Source organism: Croceitalea sp. W27, from assembly GCF_055693185.1.
This window is the reverse complement of the sequence record NZ_CM146327.1, coordinates 2,185,072-2,204,218: the sequence shown is the minus strand read 5'-3', so window position 1 is coordinate 2,204,218 and position 19,147 is coordinate 2,185,072. Positions and strand designations below refer to the sequence as shown.

Genomic DNA, 19,147 nt, shown 5'->3' with positions numbered 1-19,147 from the left:
ATTAACCCAAAGCCATGAAAAAGACCCAAATCTTAATTCTATTAATGCTGGTAGCCTTCGGCGCAAAAGCACAGGAGCTGACTATTCCTCAGCTCTCACAATATATTGCTGACAATCCATTTTTAATGTCTCCGACCTATGCGGGTGTTGGTGACCATATCAAAATTCGGTTAAATGGGCTAACTCAATGGGTAGGTATAGAAAACGCGCCTGACACACAAACTTTAGCGGCCGATGCCAGAATAGGCAATCGCTCTGGTATTGGAATGCTCATGTATAATGACAGTAACGGAAATACCCGGCAACGTGGTGCCAGAATATCTTTTGCGCATCACTTAACCCTAGACCGTTATGATGATGAATTTTTATCCTTAGGTATATCATATAATTTCAACCAATTTAGAATTGATGTTGAAAATTTTAGAGATGAAAACGGACAGATTCCTACAGACGACAAATCAACAGTAAATCACAACTTCGACATTGGGGTACTTTATCGTTTAGATAAATTTTACTTAAGTCTTAATGCATCCAATATTCTGCCAAAAAACCTAGAAAACTTTAACCCAACTTTTGAGCCAAATACATTACGAAATTACTACGCCTATTTAGGATATAGCTTTTCTAAAAACAAGAACAGTAAAGTCGAGGTTGAACCATCCATATTTTTTCAATGGTTCGAAAGTGATGGTCGTTCGGTCACCGATTTAAATACAAAGGTTCGTTTTCATGACTATGAAGATTACTATTACCTAGGCCTGACCTATCGTTTTTTGAACGATCAAGTTGGTACACCTTTATATATCGCCCCTATAGCTGGTTTTAAAAAGAATAATTTTTATTTTGGTTATTCATACCAAGTTATTACCAATGAGCTTTTAGGCTATAGTTCTGGTACCCATGTAGTAACCGTAGGGCTAGACCTCTTTCAAGGAATTAGTAACTGCCGTTGCACCTACTAAACTAATATTGCTTTAAATTTGCCCTTTTACTATAACCAATGGGTGAAATTAAATTAAACAATATAAGGGTTCATGCGTGGCATGGATGTTTAAAAGAAGAGAGTATTATCGGTAGTGATTACCGTGTAGATTTGAGCGTTTCCGCTGATCTTTCAAAGCCCTCAATATCCGATAGTTTAAGCGATACCGTTGATTATGTTCATCTAAATAATATTGTGAAAGAAGAGATGGCGATTAAGTCAAAACTTCTTGAACACGTTGCCAAACGCATTTTAAATCGTATTTTTTCTGAAATCGAAACCATTTCAGATGCAGAGGTTTCGGTATCTAAAATAAACCCCCCTATTGGTGGTGATGTCGAGAGTGTTTCGATAAAAATGAAATATTCTAGATAAACGGTATCGCTATTGTTTCGAGTCGTGCATTTAAATTTCTAGATTTGTAGTTCACAAATGGCATTGTGGTCGAAATGGATAGGCGGGACCCCGCAAGGGTCTTTATAGTGGTTCGAGTCCACTCGATGCCTCAAAGTAGAAAAATTCCCCCGGTTTAATATTAGTTATTACTTTGTAGAAAATGATTCGTTTAATAATCATTTAACTCCATTTTATTTTATAATTTTGCGCCTTACGGCATCGTGGCCGAGTGGCTAGGCACAGCTCTGCAAAAGCTTGTACAGCGGTTCGAATCCGCTCGATGCCTCAAAAAAAACCCAGTAAAAGTTTACTGGGTTTTTTGTTCTTTAATACGTTCAATACCGTCGTGGATATTAAATTGCTCTTTGGGTAGAAATCCCTTTATTATCAATACCAAACCACATATGGCAAGCACAGCTCCAAGGCCTTTTTTAATCAGTTTAATTCTGTCTTTGGTCAGCTTTTTGCGCAGTTGTTTAGCAAGTACTATCTTAAATAGATCCGTAATAAAATAAGCTGCAAGCATCGTTCCAAAAAAGATAAAAATTCTATTCGGTTCATTATCTAGGCTCGGTCCTACGATTATTAAAACCCCAAGCCAAAAAACCAATACGCCTATATTGATGAAGTTTAGCAGAAAACCCTTAACCATTAAGTTTAGATACGTTCCCTTCGTGCTTTTTGCTTTTTCTTCCTTTGGGGGTTTCTTCACAAAAATCACTATTCCGTAAACCAATAATATCATACCGCCAAAAACATAAAGTCCTGGCTGGTTGCTAAGGTTTTCAAGCAATTGAAAGCTACTAAAATAAGCGATGAAAAGAAAAAGAATATCAGCTAGAATAACACCAATATCCAGGGCCAATCCTGCTCTAAAACCCTTAGTTGCACTAGTTTCTAAGAGTACGAAAAACACAGGGCCAATCATAAAGCTTAATAAAAAGCCTAAAGGAATCGCTGCCTGTATATCTTCTATCATTTACTTTTTTATTCCAGTCGCTCTATAGTGCCTCCAAAAACCGTTTTCTCGTCCATTTTTTCTGGATCACCATAAACTTTTACTTTTCCACCGCCTTTAACGTCTGCTTTCACATATTTTATTGCATATACTTCGGCGTTACCCCCTGCGCTCACGGTTATGGTCGTAAAACTTGTTTTAAAAGCTTTTCCGTCATAGGTGCCGCCGGTGTTTATCTTAACATCTTGGTTATCTGAAAAACCAGTGGTAATAATATCTCCACCTGTTACCGATTTAATCAATAATTGTTCTGTTTGACAATTAAGATTTATTTCTCCACCTTCTTGTGCCTTTAATTCAAGTACTTTTTGTGTAATCGTTTCTTCTGAAGTAATTAAGGCATCTTCATTGACATCTATAACTAAAAGTTCTTCTGTATAATAAAGATCTATAAAAGTTCTAAAACCACTGAAAATTTTATCTATTTCCATTCGTATTTTTAAAACTCCGCTCTTATTGACAATAGCAACTTTCTTAGTATTTACGCCTGATATAACCGCTCGATTTACATCTGACTTAATAAGTTTTATAGAAATACCGTCAAAAGCCTTTAGTTCTTTAAAAGCTGTGAGTTCTTGGGTGATTTTCTCTTCTTGACCGAACAACAAGGAGAAAAAAGAAAAGAAAGAAAAAAATAAGATGAATCTAATAGTTTTCATATATGTTTCTGATTGGTATTCAATAACATAAACAAATTTTTTTACAAAAAAGTATTAGTTTTTCTTACCGATTAACGAAAAATCAAGATGTCTTTTAATAAGGTCTGAATTCTTTACCATTACAAAGACTTCATCGCCTAATTGGTATACTTTTTTTGAACGCTCGCCAACTATAGCGTACTGCTTTTCATCAAAATTATAGTAATCATCTTTAATATCACGAATACGAATCATTCCTTCACATTTATTCTCAATAATTTCTACATAAATACCCCATTCGGTAACCCCAGAAATTACCCCAAGAAACTCTTTGTCGCTGTGGTCTTGCATAAACTTAATCTGCATATATTTAATAGAATCTCTTTCTGCACTTGAAGCTAAAATCTCCATACCAGAAGAATGTTTGCACTTTTCTTCATAAACCGCCTCGTTCGCAGATTTTCCGCCATCTAAATAATGTTGTAATAGTCGATGTACCATTACATCGGGGTACCTTCGTATTGGTGATGTAAAGTGACTGTAATAGTCAAAGGCAAGACCATAATGGCCAATATTATCAGTGGTGTAAATCGCCTTGCTCATACTTCTTATAGTCAGGGTATCTACTAAATTCTGCTCTTTTTTACCCTTTACATCGTGTAGTAATTGATTTAAAGAACTGCTTATACTCTTTTTATCCTTTAGATTAACACTATGACCGAATCTTGAAATAACCCCATTTAAAGCCATTAGTTTTTCTTCATTAGGCTCATCATGAATTCTATAAACAAATGTTTTCTTTGGATTTTGTTTTCCTATATACTCCGCTACCTTTCTATTCGCGAGCAACATAAACTCTTCTATTAGTTTATTTGCATTTTTAGACTCTTTAAAATAGACCCCCTCAGGATTACTATTTTCATCCAAATTAAAACGCACTTCTATTTTGTCAAAAGAAATCGCCCCAGAATCCATGCGTTTCGAACGCATAATTTTAGCAAGTTTATCAAAAATTAAAACTGCCTCAACTACATCTTCACCGACAGTATAGCCCGTTTCACGAATTGATATTTCATCGGGTATTCTATTTGCCGATGTTTCTATAATGTGTTGTGCTTCTTCATATGCAAAACGCTCATTAGAATTGATGACCGTTCTACCAAACCACTGATTTTTTAAAACTGCCTTATCATCTAGTTCAAAAATCGCAGAAAATGTATATTTTTCTTCGTTTGGTCGCAACGAACACGCATTATTAGACAAAATTTCTGGCAACATGGGCACCACCCTATCTACCAAATAAACCGAAGTTGCACGATTATAAGCTTCTTCCTCTAGTATGGTATCGGGTTGTACATAATGCGAAACATCCGCTATATGAACACCAATTTCAAAGTTGCCGTTCTCTAGTTTACTAAATGACAGAGCGTCGTCAAAATCTTTAGCATCTTTTGGATCAATGGTAAAAGTTAAGATATCTCTCATATCTCTTCTTTTAGCTATTTCCTCTGGTTTTATACTCGTATCTAATGTTTTAGCAAACTGCTCCACTTCGTATGGAAACTCATAAGGCAGACCATATTCAGCTAAGATTGAATGTATCTCGGTATTATGTTCCCCAGGTTTTCCAAGAATTTCTATTACTTTGCCGTAAGGTGAGTCCGCATCTTTAGGCCAATTTCCTATGGCTACCAAAACTTTATCACCATCATTTGCTTTCTTTATATCTTCAAGGGGAACAAAAATATCGGTATACATTTTAGAATCTGTAGGTCGAACAAAAGCAAAGGTTTTTTGTTTGTCCAATATGCCAACATAAGTAGCCTTTTTTCGTTCTAAAACATTTGAAATTTCACCTTCCAATTTTTTACCGCTACCCTTCTTTTTTAAGAATACCTCAACTGTATCACCATGTAGTGCTCTATTCAACTTATGCTTCGGAACAAAGATGTCATCATCCATTTCCTCTACCAAAATATAGGCGTTACCGCTAGATGTTAAATCGACCTTACCTTGTATTAAAGTATGTACAGATGGTTTTTTCTGATACCTGCCGCGCTCTACCTCAACAATACGTTCTTTCTGCTTTAATTGACCAAGCCTTTTTATAAGGTCGTTTCTTCCTTCGGTATCGTCTATGCTTAGTTTTGCCGCTATTTGTTTATAATTAAAACTTTTTGAAGGTTCTTTTTCAAGTATTGTAAAAATGCCTTTTGTAATCTCGTTCTTTCGCTGGCTTTTAGCTCTCTTTCTCTTCTTTGACATTCAATTTTGTTATTTGGTGAAAATTACAAATTATAATTCGTGAATCTTAAATTACGCAGAGAATCGTTTCATTTAGACTTTATAAACATATTATAATATCATTATTTTCTTTTTCTTAAAATTTAAATAATTATGATTGTTATGATTGCTTGTTAAAAGGTGTAATAAAAAAAACAAATTTTACTTGCTCTTAACAAGTATTAAAGTTTATTGACAAGTTGTAGTTGTTCAATAGTTTTAAAAATCAATTAGTTGAATAGTTTAATAACATTAGTTAACAACTGTTTTTAACATAGAAATACTAATAACTAAATGTAATTTTAATGTTGATTAGTTTGGTTTTATGTTGAACAATAGTTGATTATTTTCTAATTGAATTTTAGTTGGATATTTAAATTAAGATTGCATTGGTAAAAATCCCTTTAAAAAGAAAAACTATTAATAAATAGTTCTCTTCTGTTTGTCAACAAAACCATGATTTTGATAAAAGTTTGATTTAAAGCGTATTGTATTTATTTCATAAACTTTATAAACAATGCAAATTTAAAAGTATTGTACCTTTGTGATAGACCTAAATATCTTAAAGAACAAACCATGAAAATAGCCATAGGAAATGATCACGCCGGTACGGAATATAAGCTTGCCATAGTAGGAATGCTAAAATCTAAGGGTATAGCCGTCGCCAATTATGGAACGGATGGAACGGATAGCGTAGATTACCCAGATTTTGTTCACCCAGTTGCAGAGGATGTTGAAAAAGGCAATGTCGATTTCGGTATTGTTGTATGCGGAAGCGGAAATGGAGCAAACATGACGGCGAATAAACATCAAGCAATACGTAGCGCTCTTTGTTGGTCAAAAGAAATTACCAAGTTGGCTAGAGAACATAACGATGCTAACATTCTAAGTCTCCCTGCACGTTTTATAGCGCTACCGCAAGCATTGGAGATGGTAAATACTTTTCTAGAAACAACTTTCGAAGGCGGTCGTCATGAGCGTAGAGTTGAGAAAATACCTTGTTCGTAAATAGTTGAAGATAGAGATGAAGGTATTTATCAAATCTTTCAATGAATTAAATCTAAATCAACTTTACGAACTTTTACAATTACGAAGTGAAATTTTTGTGGTTGAACAAGACTGTATTTATCAAGACATAGATGATAAAGACCAAAAAGCCTTACATGTTCTAGGAATTAAAAACAATAAAATAGTTGCCTATACAAGAATATTTAAACCAGGCGATTATTTTGAAAATGCGAGTATCGGGCGGGTTGCAGTAAAAAAAAAGAACGTAAATATGGTTTTGGAAAAGAAATCATGTTAACTTCAATCAAAGCCATAAAAGAAAAATTACACACCGATAAGGTTGAACTTTCCGCGCAAGTTTATTTGAAAAAGTTTTATAATGATTTAGGTTTTCTAATAATAGGAGAAGAATACTTAGAGGATGGAATTCCGCATATAAAAATGATTAAAAAATAAACACTTTATACTAATCTGCGCGCTAGTTTGTGTTGTATTAAAAACTCTAACCGAAGAATTAGATTAATAGGCCGTTCTGACTTATTCTCTTTTGAAACAAAAAGATAACCTTCTTTTCGCTCATCTAATTCTTTCATGCCATGCTTTCCATGCCGACCTCGCACGCTATTTAATTGTTGAAGAATAGAAGTTTGATTAACACCTTTTGTATGTAAAAAGGATATGAGCTTTTTTCTGTTTACTAAAGTTATTTTACAAGATGTATAAGAATCAGGTTCATCAGAATAAATTGCGGTGATTAAGGAATAAAAGTCTGTTTTTTTATGCTCATCAAATAACCACCCTTCTTTAGCTTTTCCATTTTTTAAGTATGAAATCTCGAAGGCGAATGTTGGTAAATCATCATTTATATAGTCTAATTGAGCTTTTTCATCTATGTAGTAAGTGATTTCTTTTTTATGGTGTTTAAACAATACGTCAACGCCTTTAAACTGCTCACTTAAATTGGTCACTCGTTCAAATGAGTAATTTCGTAATTCAGATTTGTAACAAGAGTCTAAAAGAACGGACAAAAGCTTTTCTTTCTTAAGGTCCTCTTTAAAATTACTTTTCAAACCCATTTAGGCATTGATTTTTTCAATGAGCGAATTTGCAATACGCTCAACGACCCCGACCACCAAGGCATTACCCATAAAAAATGCTCTTTTGGTATCTGTAACACCTTCAAGCTTGGTGTGATTGTCAGGAAACATGTTAAGTCGCTCCAGTTCTATAGGAGTAAGCCTACGGAGGCCTTTATTTGTTTGTATTACATGTTTAAACCGCGAAGGCGACTTGCCGCCCTCTCCTGTAATTATTGTTCTAGAAGCTTTATCCAACGCATCAGGAAAAACCATTGACCCTTCTGAGTAATTATAGGTAAAACCTTCTTTAGTTGTTCTTAATTCTTTTTTCCCTCCTTTTAAATATTCCCATTTAGGTAGTTCTGTTTCAGAAATGAAATAGTCTTCCGATACTTCGCCATTTTGTAAAATATCTGAAAGCAGGGTAAAATTACCATCATAGCTCGGAATGGTTTTTATGGTAGAAACTTTACCATCTATACAAACACCACTATTAAAAAAAGGAGATAATTTTTCACCTTTATTGAAGTTTTCGGAAATGTTTAGAATATCAGCTTCAAGACTTAGATGGTTTAGTTTTATGGTGCTTTGGGATACAGGAAAAACGTTGGCAAAAATGCCTTTTTCCAATAGGATACTTGCTGAACTTAAAGTATTATAGTTTGAAAGCAAAGATGAAGATTTATGGATACCCACAATAAAAACACGCCTTCTGCGCTGCGGCATACCGTATTCAGCGGCATTGATTACACGCCATTCAACGGCATAATCTAAGTCGGACAAACTTTTTAACATAATGGCAAAATCCCTGCCCCGTTGAGAAGATGGTGATTTTAGTAAACGATCTACATTTTCGAGAATCAGGTATTTTGGTTTATTTTTTCTCTCTGAAAGTATACGATGAATAGACCACCACAAAACCCCTTTTTTACCAAGCAAGCCTTTTGAGTTTTTTAAGGTGGTAGCAACGGAATAGTCTTGACAAGGAAATCCACCCACTAAAACATCGTGATCAGGAATATCTTTAGAAAGTACTTTTTCGATATTTTGATTAGAATGGTTTTTTGAACCAAACCTGGCTTCGTAGACCAACGAAGCATGTTGGGTTTTGGTTGAAGGCTCCCATTGATTGCTCCAAACTACCTCAAAACCACCGGTTTTCTCTAAACCTAGTCTAAAGCCACCAACACCGGCAAAAAGTTCGCAAACTTTTAGTTTCTGCATCTGTCAAAAATAAGGATTTGAAATACTACAAAAAAAGCGGGCTCTGGAAGAAGAGAGCCCGCTTGTGGTATATGGTGCGATGAAAAACTATTTATTCATTAGGAAAATAAACCTTAAAAACACTACCTCTATCCAACTCGCTATCCACTTCAATTTTACCCTTCATAAGTTCAACCTGATATTTGGTGAGATATAGCCCCATTCCTCTAGAACGGTCTATGCTATGCAAAGTTCTATAAAGCGCAAATAGTTTGTCGCCTACCTGTGAAAGGTCCATTCCCATACCATTATCCTCTATAGAGAAGATGGTATGTTCTTTGGTTTTCTCGGCACTAATAACGAGTATTGGTTTTTGATCGTCTTTTTTAAATTTTATGGCGTTTACAATTAAGTTGCTTAAAATGTTTTCTAAATAGTTAGGTATTGCCATTACCGTAACATCATCAGCTATTTCATTGAATATTTTCGCCCCTTCTTGCTTGACCAGCCCGGTATAATTCTCTAGAATTTTGTAAACATAATCATTCAGCTTTAAGGTTTTTTTCTCATCGTCGATTTTATATCTGATATCCACTAATTCTCTAAGACCTTTTATGCTTCCGGTGAGATTTTCTGTTGCCTTAAAAAGCATTTTCAGAAGATTCTCACGCTCAGCGCTATCCTTTTCGGTATTTAGAAAATTTAATAGCAAATCAAAGTTAGTCGCGTGTGATTTAAGGTTGTGTGAAACCATGTGTGAGAAGTGCACCAATTTGTCAAGTTCATTCTCAGATTTTTGAATGCCCTGGGCCATTACTTCTTCTTTGGCTTTGTATTTGGTCACGTTTTCACAACTTAAAAGAATTTTTTGGCTTGTAGTATTAGCGCTAATAGTTTTTCCCTTAAGCTTCAAATAGATTTGTTGACCATTACCTAAAGTAAGCTCTTTTTCAATAGGGCCAAAAACGTTGTTTTGTTCGAGCTCTTTTGCCAATTGTACATACTCAAACCTTGTAAACGATATGAATGATTTATAGTTTTTGCCAACAAATACACTTTTAGGCTTGTGAAGCAATTGTAACAGATGAGCGTTTATGTCTATAATCGCCCCAGACTTTAAGTCAATAATTGCCATACCCGTTGGGGCGACATCAAAAATTGGTTGAACAGAAGTAATATTTTTTGCTTCTTGTTTATCCTCTTTTTGAGGCATACTTTCCGTTATGTCTTGAACGGTACCTATAATACGTACGCATCTACCATTTTTAAATTTGGGCCTACCAATGGTGTTTACCCAAATAGACTTGCCGTCAAAGGTGTTGATTTCTAAATTTTTATTCCATGGCTTGCCAGAGGCAATAGCCGCCTCCACAAGATTGTTAATGGCCTCTCTTGAACCGCTTTCTTCACTAAAGAAAGAAATAGAAGCATCAAAAGTTGGTTGATAGTCCTTAGGAACGCCGAAAATCGACCTAATCTCATTGGACCAATACATTTTTTTGGTATCTATTTTATATTCCCAGCTGCCTATTTTGGCAATTTTACTTTTTTCATTGAGTAAAATCTGAGTTTGCTTAAGCTCAAGTTCCAGTGCCTTTTTTTCAGTTACATCTTTTACGTTTAGAATGACCCCAACGGTTTTTCCGTAACCATCTTTCCAGGGGTTAAGAAGCCAAACAAAATCTTGTTCGGGCTCTTCTTCAGGCGGCATTTTGTCAATTACCTTTATATCGGTAAGCCCTTCAAGGGCATACTCCAAACTGTCTTCCCAAGACTCTGAAAAGTGCGGAAAAAGACTTAAGAATGATTCCCCAATAACATTCTCTCTTTTGAAATCGAAAATTTTGAACCAATTAGATGATGCATCTATAAGGTTTAAGTCTGCGTCTAAAAGCGCGGTTGACGATGGTAGCTGCGTTATCCATTTGGTTGCAGTAGGTTGATTAGTTGTAAGATTATCCATACTATGACTATTTTTCCCAAATTTAAAGTAAGGAAAGGATTACAATACAATTATGTTGTAAGAATAGTAATATTTGTTGTAAGAAAAAGATTATTTGTTGTCAACTGATTGTGACCTGCATTTCATCGATAGAAGAATCTAGAAAAACTTGGTAAACACCTGTTTAAGCGCATCTATGTTAAGAGGCTTCATCATAATATCGTTGACTTCCTCAAAGTCTTTTACAATTTCTGTGTCTTCAGGACTTAATGAGGTTGTAAGAATAATACATATAGCGTTTGCTTTTTCTGCACGTTCAACTAATCTATAGTTGGTAAAAAACTCCCAAGCGCTCATTGTTGGCATATTAATATCAACAAAAATAAGTTCAGGAAATGGATTTTCAGTGTTATTGAGATAGTCCAAGGCGTCCTTGCCCATTTCAAATGAAACTACCGCCGCATTATACGGAGACCTAGAAATAAATTTTCTATGAATATAATTCGTTGCAGAATTGTCATCTAAAAGTAATATGGTATTTACCATAAACTAGATTTGTGAATTTAAGGTAAAATGAAACGAACTGCCTTTTCCAAGCTCTGAATCTACCCAGATTTCTCCGCCGTGAAGTTCAACAATTCTTTTGCAATGCGCAAGACCTATGCCGGTTCCTTCGTATTTATCAGAATTGTGGAGTCTTTTAAAAATGTCAAAAATCTGCTCTTTATGTTTTTTGTCAATTCCAATTCCGTTATCGGATACCGAGATGGTATAGAAAACCCCTTCTTTTTTAGAATTGATTTTTATAACCGGACTTATTTCAGGAGGCACAAATTTAATAGCGTTACCGATGACATTTAAAAACAGTGAATGTAGCTCATGTTCATTGCCCTTAATTTTCGGCAAGACATCATTTTCAAAAACGACATTACGGTCCAATATTTTTAGGTGGAGGTCCTTTTTTACGTTTTCAAGAATCTTATCTAAATCCACCTTAGTATTTTCGCCGACCGCCCCAATTCTTGAATAAGCCAATATACCCTTGACCAGCTGCCCCATTCGATTAGAGGCTTCAGAAATAAAACGCATGTATACTTCGGCATTTTCGTCAAGTTTTGCAGTATAATCTTCTTTTAATAGGTCTATAAAATCGTTTATGGTCCGTAAAGGCTCTTGAAGGTCATGACTGGCAATGTAAGCAAAACGTTCCAAGGCCTTATTACTCTGACTTAAACGTTGTTGTACCGCTTTTAAATGTGTAATGTTGACGTGACTGCCCACCATTCTTACCGGTTTGCCGTCTTTGTCCCATTCTATGACACGTCCTTTGCTCCATACCCAAACAATACTTCCATCTTTATGATAGTAGCGCACCTCGATATCATAAGGAATTTCACCCTTACTTGTCATGTGGTTTTCAAGGGCTTCATGAACACTGACCAAATCATCTTTATGTATGAGCTCTTGCCAAGATTTCGGACCAGTTTCTAAGTCAGCTTCGTGGTAACCGAACATTTTTTTGAAAGAAGGACTCATGTATTCCGTACCTTCTTGAATGAGCCAATCCCAATAACCTGCCATGGTAGCCTCTAAAACTTGCTCAAAAGCCTTGTTTTGGTACGCATATTTCTGTTCGGCCTCTTGAATATCGGTGACATCTCGCCAGCTACTTATAAAATGGCTTAATTTGCCGTTGTCATCAAAAATACTCTCAGCATTTAAACGTATAGGAATCTTATTTCCTTTTTTGGTAGTGATAACACGATAAAGGTTGCTTAGTTTGCCTTCTTTTTTTAGAAGTTTGATATCTTCTTTTGATTTTTGAACATAGTCGCCATCCATTATTTTGTATAGCGGAACATGTACCAGTTCATCCATTTCTTCATAACCTAAATTCTCTACCAGCTTGCGGTTACAGTTGAGAATTCTACCGTCTAGACCAACACTAACAAACATGTCTGGAGCATTATCGTAGAGCTTTCTAAATTCAGACTCACTGTTTTTAAGGGCCTTTTCAGCTTTTTTAAGTTCATTGATATCAATAAAACTGATAACGACGCCATCAATAGTTTGATTGACATTGTAGAAAGGAATGGTTCTTTGTAAAAACCAGTTACCCTCGCTATCAGCAACCTCTTTTTGTATGAACTTTCCTGATTTCAAGACTTCATCGGCAATCTCGAGAATTTCTTTACCGCTATTGCCAAAGCTGTTCGAGAAATGTTCAAGAGGTCGTTGGATATCGTTTTCCCTAAGATTAAAATACTTTCTGATTTTAGGGGTGAACTTTCTAACCTTCATTTCCCTATCCAAGAAAATGGTGCCGATATCGGTACTTTTTAAAAGGTTATCCATATCTACGTTTACCGTAGCCAAATCTTCTACCTTTTGCTGTAATTCGGCATTAACGGTATGTAATTCTTCATTTACACTTTGTAATTCTTCATTGGTGCTTTGAAGCTCTTCGTTTGCCGATAATAATTCTTCATTTGCCGCCTGTAATTCTTCGTTGCTTGTTTCTACTTCTTGTAATAAAGTCTGTAGGTTTTGCCGGGTATCTTTAAGTTCGGCCTCCAACTCCGCAACATGAATGTTCGATGATCCAGCGGTATAGTCTTCAATAGACACGGCAGAACTCTCTTGTTCTTCCTTCGGAAAAAACAAAATGAGATAATTGGATTCTTCTTGGGAAATGCCCATTGAAAAGGGACAAATAAGCAAATCAACGAGAAGTGTCCTGGAGTCTTGCCTGAACTTAATAGAATTAAACTTTATTTTTTCATGGTTTTTATTGACCTTTCGAATAGCCAGGCTTATCGCCGAAGAAACATTTTCTGGCACCATTTTTAAAAGGTTGACACTAAAACCTCTCTCGGGTAACTCAATATAATTCTTAAACTCACCAATTGCATTGACAATGTTGTATTGGTTGTCTATACAAACCCCGGCCACACCCAGTTCGTCGGCTATAGTTTCGTTCATGGCCTCATACATTCTGTTTTCAGCCAGTTTTTTTTGTGCCGTTTGCGGAGTAAAATTTCTTGCAGGAGCTATATTGGGATAGTTTAAAACCTCCATGCCCAAGGTTCGCGCAGGGTGCAGGTTTCTATATATCTTAAGTTTTCGATTAATCTCCTTGAAAACTTTTTTGTAATCACCAACAGTTTCACTTGAGCCAAGCACTAAAACACCGTTGAGGTTTAAAGAGTACTGCAGAATACCTATGATGCGTTTTTGGGCTATTGGCTGCATGTAAATAAGCAGGTTTCTACAAATACTCAAATCCATTTTGTTGAATGGCGGATCTTTAAGTACGTTATGATGGCTAAAAATCACCATCCTGCGAATGCTTTCTTTTATTTGGTATTCGTCCCCTTTTTTTAAGAAGTTTTCATTTAACCTTTTTCTTGAAACATGTGCTACGATACTTTCGGCATACTGCCCCCTGCTTCCTATTTCTAAATGTGTTTTCTCAAGATCTGTAGCAAAGATTTTAACTACACATTTCTTCTTTTGCTTGTTTAGCTCTTCGTTGAGTAGAATAGCAAGACTGTAAGCCTCTTCTCCTGTACTAGTGCCTGCACACCAAATTTTTATAGTATCGTCGTTTGATTTTGACAATACTATTTTTGGAATAATTTCTTTTTGCAAGAACTCCCAAACCTCAGGGTCTCTAAAGAAACTAGTAACACCTATTAAAAACTCCCTGGCAAGAATGTGGCATTCATTGGCGTTTTCATATAAGAAATCTTTATAGTGTGAAAGCTCATCGAGCTTATTCACGCTCATTCTTCTCGAAATTCTACGTATTAAAGTCGGTCTTTTATAATGCTCAAAATCAAAATTCGTGAGATGGTTGAGGTGTTTGAGAATTTTTAAAATTGTAGGCTCTTGCTGTTCTATTATTTTTTCAAGATCACCAGTTGCATCAGGGTGTTCGATATAATTGATAAGCTCACTGGCCAAATTCTCAACAGGCAAAACATAATCTACCAAACCTGTATTTAGCGCACTTTGAGGCATGCCGTCAAACTTTGCCTGCACCGGGCTTTGTACCATGACCATGCCATTGAATTCTTTTATATTTCTCACCCCACTGGTGCCGTCACTTCCAGTACCGCTTAAAACGATTGCTATGGCTTTTTCTTTTCGTTCGGTTGCTAAGGACCTAAAGAAGATATCAATGGGAAGGTTTAGCTCATTAGTGGTAGGCTTATCGGTAAGAACCAATTTACCGCCAAAAATGGTCATGTTCTTTTTTGGAGGAATTAAGTAAACTTTTCCTGGTTCAACCCTAGTATTATTTTTTACCTCTTCAACAGGCAAGGAAGTGTTTTTCCCTAAAAGTTCCGCCATATGGCTTTTGTAGTCTGGACTTAAATGTTGCACTACTACAAAACTATGCTGGCATTCAGCAGGAACATGATCAAAGAAAGACTTCAATGCTTCAAGACCACCCGCACTTGCACCGATGCCGATAATTGAAAAACTGTTGCTATGATGATTTGGCGCCATTGCATGACCATTTGAGGAAAAAACAGAATCTTTAGCAGCTTTGGCCATTTAATAAAAGGAGGTTGGTCTAAAAAGAAAATAGTATTGTTGGAGCGTAAAGCTAAGCAAAATCCTACAATTTCTCAAATAAAGGACGACTTGCAATTTGAGCATTATAACTACAACTTGAGGAAGGAACTGTACTTTTTAGAATCTTCTAAAAGCGCTGCCGCAGAAAGAATAGCATCATCATTTTTTAGATTATAATCATAAAGACCATCTCGATAGAAATAACGCTTTATAATTTCATCTTCTAATTTTTTGGTGATTTCTTTTTTATAGGTGTCCAGCGCTGAAAATTTCCCTCGGTTTACGGCAAGTAGTAAATCTTTATATTTCTCTTGAACATCTGAGCCCAAAAGGGAATCATCAGAATTCAGACTTTCTTCCAAAAGCTTTTCTGTTTTAGTCTTAAATGAAAAATCCTTGCTATTTGCGAAGCTCTTGAACTCGTTATAATGGCTTTCCGAGAACTTAAAATCAGCTACGCTGTTGAACTCATTTTTATAGTAGAAATCCGTAGCAAAATCAAAAATGATATTATTGCCCAACAAGGCATCTGTTAAGGCATTTGATTTTGATGATGCTATTTCAACATCGGGCATTACGCCACCACCGTCTTCAACCACTCTTCCATTTCTTGTTTTGAATTGATTGAATTCTGTTGTTCTCACCGCTTTACCTTCTTCATCCCTATTCCAATAATCCAAGGACTGAATACACCTTCCCGAAGGGGTATAATAGCGAGAAATGGTAACTTTTAACTGAGTTCCATAGGTAAGTTTTAAAGGTCTTTGCACCAGACCTTTTCCAAAACTGCGCGCTCCCATAACTACTGCACGATCTAAATCTTGTAGACTTCCCGAAACAATTTCACTTGCCGATGCACTTCTTCCATTTACCAGAACTACTAGCGGAATAGCTAAATCTTCAGCCTTATTTTTGGTTTTATAGGTTTGATTGAATTTTTTTACCTTGGATTTTGTAGTAACAATCAACTCTCCCTTTGGCACAAATAAATTGGTAACATTTATAGCTTCAGAGAGCAAGCCGCCAGGATTACCTCTTAAATCTAAAATAATTTGAGTCGCTCCCTGGCCTTTTAAATCTTGTAGAGCCGATTTGGTTTGGCTAGAGGCTTTTCTATTGAATTTGGCCAAAACGATGTAACCGGTTTTATCATCTACCATATTGTAGTAGGGTACAGCATCGACCTCTACACCTTCACGGGTAATAGTTGTTGTTTTAGTTGCACCTTGTCTTTTAAAAGTGACGTCTACACTGCTATTGTTGGCCCCTTTTAATAACTCGCTTGCATTATCTTCAAAATCGGCCACGGCAATTTCTCCTATTTTTATAATCTCGTCTCCAGCTTTAAGTCCGGCCTTATCTCCAGGGTAATCTTTATAAGGCTCTACTACGACCAATTTGTCTTTATACGAACGAACAAGGGCACCGATACCTGAATATTCACCCGCATTATTAATTTTGTATTCTTCAACATCTTGTTCATTTAAGAATTTGGTGTAGGGATCAAGCTCTTCCAGCATATTCTTAATGGCAGAATCCATTAATTCACCAGGGTTGGTCTCATCTACATAATTCATGTTCAATTCTTTGAACAGCGTGGTGAAAATTTCAATTTGTTTAGCTATTTCAAAAAAGTCGCTTTTAAAACTAGTTCCTACAACTAAAAAAACAACGGCAAAAACCGGAATCAACAACTGTTTTTTATAAAGATTTTTCATGAAGTACGGTTTCTTTAAATTTTTTCAATAGCCCTTTCATTTTCGTATCAACAAAGTCATACGTGGGCATTTCTTTTCCAAGATATAAAATCATGAACGCAAAATCTCCCTCAATGTTGTTAAAAACGAGATGCTTGTTTAAGCGATATGCCTCTCGCAGTAATCGCTTAATGCGATTTCTTTGTACTGCTTTTTTAAAGCTTTTTTTTGGAGCGATAACACCTGTTTTTATATGACATCCGTCTTCAAAGTCAGTTTTAAGGTAGATGAGCTTTAGGGGGAAGTTGTTTATACTTTTTCCTTCGACAAAAAGTTGTTCAATCAGCTTTTTGCTTTTAAGTTTTTCTTTTTTTGAAAAGGAAGAGTCCATTTATAAAAGTAAAAAATCCGTTTGAGAACAAGCACCCAAACGGATTCCATATTAAAATTATATCTTGATTAGTTAGCCTGAAAGATATTATTATTTTGATCTACATCGGCCATCAGTTTTGATGGGTCTACGACTACGCCTACAATATTTTCAATGGGCTTATCAATAATCATTTCGTACGTATTACTGGCCCATGCCCAATCGTCAAGAACGGTTCTTTTTAAAGAGGGATACGGATTTTCTTTTTCACCACGCATCATACGCAAAGGAACATAATAGGTTTCTTGATTTCCGTTAGAATCTACCACTAAAATATCCAAGGGCATTGGCATTAGTCCGATACGCTCAAGAATAATCTTGGTTTTTCCTTCATCGGCCACCACCTCTTTTATTCCATAATCGATGGTATTTGTGGTTTGCGTCCAATCTGTTAAATACCAATCAAGCTCTATTCCGGATACTTTTTCAGCAGTTCTTTTAATATCATTAGGAACAGGATGCTTGAACTTAAAATCCTCATAATATTTACGAACCGTTTCCATTAATTTATCTTGACCAATAACGTAACCAAGTTGAGATAAAAAGACAGCTCCTTTATTATATGCCGCTATTCCGTAAGGCGTATTTTCGTTGTATCTGTCTGCATGGGTGCTTTGTGGTTGTTCTTTACCAGAATTCACTAAATAATAATAGCCTTTGTAAGAGCCCTCAAAAGGATTTTCTTTGTTTTTTCCCAATATTTCATTGCTACAAAGGGCAGAGATAAAAGAGGTAAAACCTTCATCCATCCATTCATGCTTGGCTTCGTTGGTAGCCAAAACATGCTGAAACCAAGAGTGGGCCAATTCATGGATCATGGTACCAACGACACTGCCGGGTTTGTCTCCACCGGTAATAAGTGTTGACATGGCATATTCCATGCCGCCATCACCACCTTGTATTACAGAGTATTGCTTATATGGATATTCGCCAATGTTTTTATTAAAGAAGTTCATGGCTTTGGCCGTAAGCGGTTGTACTTTCTCCCAAGTTTCCTTAAACTTTTCATCATTCTTATATAAGAAATGTAAGGTCGGGCCATTTTCCATTTGTAAGGTATCATGCACATATTCAGGGTCGGCAGCCCACATAAAATCATGCACCATAGGAGCCTTAAAATGCCAAGTCAGCGTTTTTCCTTTTGTTTTCACCTTGGTTCCCGGCGTTTCATAACCATGACCAATTTCATTTGGGTTTTGTAAATAGCCCGTACCTCCAACAGTGTAGCTTTTATCGATTGTAAGTTTTACATCGAAATCGCCCCATACCCCATGAAATTCGCGGGCGATGTAAGCATCTGCATGCCAACCTTCAAAATCATATTCTGCCAATTTTGGATACCATTGACTCATAGAAAGCGCAACACCATCTCTGTTGTTGCGACCAGACCTACGTATTTGAACGGGCACTTGGCCTTTGAACTCCATGTCAAAAGTAGTTTTACCTCCAGAAGGAATAGGTTTTGCCAAATCAACGACTAGCACAGTACCTTCTTCGCTAAAATCTACAACTTCGCCATCTTGCAGCAAAGAGGTAGCATGCAAATACCCTATTTCCGAGGGAGATAAAGCAGCAATTCTACTCTTTTTGTCCGCGGTGACCATTCTGCCGTCAGGATCGGCAATATTTTGCAAGCGCATGTCCATCTCGCTACCAGGCTGAAAAGCGTTAAAGTACAGGTGAAAGTATACACGGCTTAATTCATCAGGCGAGTTATTTGTGTAAACTAATTTTTGAGTCCCGGTATATTGATAATTTTCAACATCCATCTCAACATCCATGGTATAATCAACATGTTGCTGCCAATACCCGGTATTGTTTTGGGCAATAAGCGATGTTAATCCACATAAAAGGATAAAGACAATTTTCTTAGCTAGTTTGACCATA

At 36.1% G+C, this 19,147-nt stretch carries 14 protein-coding genes, 1 tRNA gene and 1 pseudogene; 5 read left to right on the top strand and 11 right to left on the bottom strand.

Annotated features, from left to right (window positions below; all coding sequences use genetic code 11):
- Positions 1 to 14 precede the first annotated feature (14 nt).
- The 3 genes from ACZ1GR_RS09940 (at position 15) to ACZ1GR_RS09930 (ending at position 1,664) form a co-directional block, all read left to right on the top strand.
- Positions 15 to 962: a PorP/SprF family type IX secretion system membrane protein gene (locus ACZ1GR_RS09940; protein ID WP_472608833.1), complete on the top strand. Its 948-nt coding sequence runs from the start codon at positions 15 to 17 to the stop codon at positions 960 to 962.
- A gap of 38 nt (positions 963 to 1,000) precedes the next feature.
- Positions 1,001 to 1,357, top strand: a complete 357-nt coding sequence (gene folB, locus ACZ1GR_RS09935; protein WP_472608832.1) for a dihydroneopterin aldolase — start codon at positions 1,001 to 1,003, stop codon at positions 1,355 to 1,357.
- A 236-nt stretch (positions 1,358 to 1,593) separates the two neighbouring features.
- Positions 1,594 to 1,664, top strand: a tRNA-Cys gene (locus ACZ1GR_RS09930).
- A gap of 21 nt (positions 1,665 to 1,685) precedes the next feature.
- On the opposite strand, the gene ACZ1GR_RS09925 is transcribed toward ACZ1GR_RS09930, so the two are convergent.
- Genes ACZ1GR_RS09925 through rnr form a run of 3 tightly spaced genes read right to left on the bottom strand, consistent with a single transcriptional unit; the run spans position 1,686 to position 5,299 of the window.
- A complete protein-coding gene (locus tag ACZ1GR_RS09925; protein ID WP_472608831.1) occupies positions 1,686 to 2,357 on the bottom strand; it encodes a LysE family translocator in 672 nt (223 codons plus the stop codon).
- An 8-nt stretch (positions 2,358 to 2,365) separates the two neighbouring features.
- Entirely contained in the window at positions 2,366 to 3,055 is a 690-nt protein-coding gene (locus ACZ1GR_RS09920) for a head GIN domain-containing protein (RefSeq protein WP_472608830.1), read from the bottom strand.
- Positions 3,056 to 3,109: 54 nt separating this feature from the next.
- Positions 3,110 to 5,299 carry a ribonuclease R gene (rnr, locus tag ACZ1GR_RS09915; protein ID WP_472608829.1) on the bottom strand — a complete coding sequence of 730 codons (2,190 nt, stop codon included), beginning with the start codon at positions 5,297 to 5,299 and terminating at the stop codon, positions 3,110 to 3,112.
- Positions 5,300 to 5,893: 594 nt separating this feature from the next.
- On the opposite strand from rnr, the gene rpiB reads away from it, so the two are divergent.
- Positions 5,894 to 6,325, top strand: a complete 432-nt coding sequence (rpiB, locus tag ACZ1GR_RS09910; RefSeq protein ID WP_377766956.1) for a ribose 5-phosphate isomerase B — start codon at positions 5,894 to 5,896, stop codon at positions 6,323 to 6,325.
- 16 nt (positions 6,326 to 6,341) lie between these two features.
- A pseudogene (locus tag ACZ1GR_RS09905) lies at positions 6,342 to 6,781 on the top strand (GNAT family N-acetyltransferase).
- A gap of 5 nt (positions 6,782 to 6,786) precedes the next feature.
- Here the strand turns inward: ACZ1GR_RS09905 and ACZ1GR_RS09900 are convergent.
- From ACZ1GR_RS09900 to ACZ1GR_RS09865, 8 genes are all read right to left on the bottom strand, one after another.
- Positions 6,787 to 7,401 carry a hypothetical protein gene (locus tag ACZ1GR_RS09900; protein WP_472608828.1) on the bottom strand — a complete coding sequence of 205 codons (615 nt, stop codon included), beginning with the start codon at positions 7,399 to 7,401 and terminating at the stop codon, positions 6,787 to 6,789.
- On the bottom strand, positions 7,402 to 8,628 hold the full coding sequence (dcm, locus tag ACZ1GR_RS09895; protein ID WP_472608827.1) for a DNA (cytosine-5-)-methyltransferase: 1,227 nt from the start codon (positions 8,626 to 8,628) through the stop codon (positions 7,402 to 7,404).
- A gap of 91 nt (positions 8,629 to 8,719) precedes the next feature.
- Positions 8,720 to 10,570, bottom strand: coding sequence for a PAS domain-containing protein (locus ACZ1GR_RS09890; protein ID WP_472608826.1), 1,851 nt, complete (start codon positions 10,568 to 10,570; stop codon positions 8,720 to 8,722).
- A gap of 138 nt (positions 10,571 to 10,708) precedes the next feature.
- Complete coding sequence (locus ACZ1GR_RS09885; protein ID WP_472608825.1) at positions 10,709 to 11,095, bottom strand: response regulator; 387 nt, start codon at positions 11,093 to 11,095, stop codon at positions 10,709 to 10,711.
- 3 nt (positions 11,096 to 11,098) lie between these two features.
- Entirely contained in the window at positions 11,099 to 15,112 is a 4,014-nt protein-coding gene (locus ACZ1GR_RS09880; protein WP_472608824.1) for a chemotaxis protein CheB, read from the bottom strand.
- 110 nt (positions 15,113 to 15,222) lie between these two features.
- Positions 15,223 to 16,851: a S41 family peptidase gene (locus tag ACZ1GR_RS09875; RefSeq protein ID WP_472608823.1), complete on the bottom strand. Its 1,629-nt coding sequence runs from the start codon at positions 16,849 to 16,851 to the stop codon at positions 15,223 to 15,225.
- Positions 16,835 to 17,221 (bottom strand): ribonuclease P protein component, encoded by a 387-nt coding sequence (rnpA, locus tag ACZ1GR_RS09870; protein ID WP_472608822.1) that lies wholly within the window; start codon positions 17,219 to 17,221, stop codon positions 16,835 to 16,837. The genes ACZ1GR_RS09875 and rnpA overlap by 17 nt, the downstream gene beginning before the upstream one ends.
- A 68-nt stretch (positions 17,222 to 17,289) precedes the next feature.
- Positions 17,290 to 19,146: a M1 family metallopeptidase gene (locus ACZ1GR_RS09865; protein WP_472608821.1), complete on the bottom strand. Its 1,857-nt coding sequence runs from the start codon at positions 19,144 to 19,146 to the stop codon at positions 17,290 to 17,292.
- Between the last annotated feature and the right edge of the window lies 1 nt (position 19,147).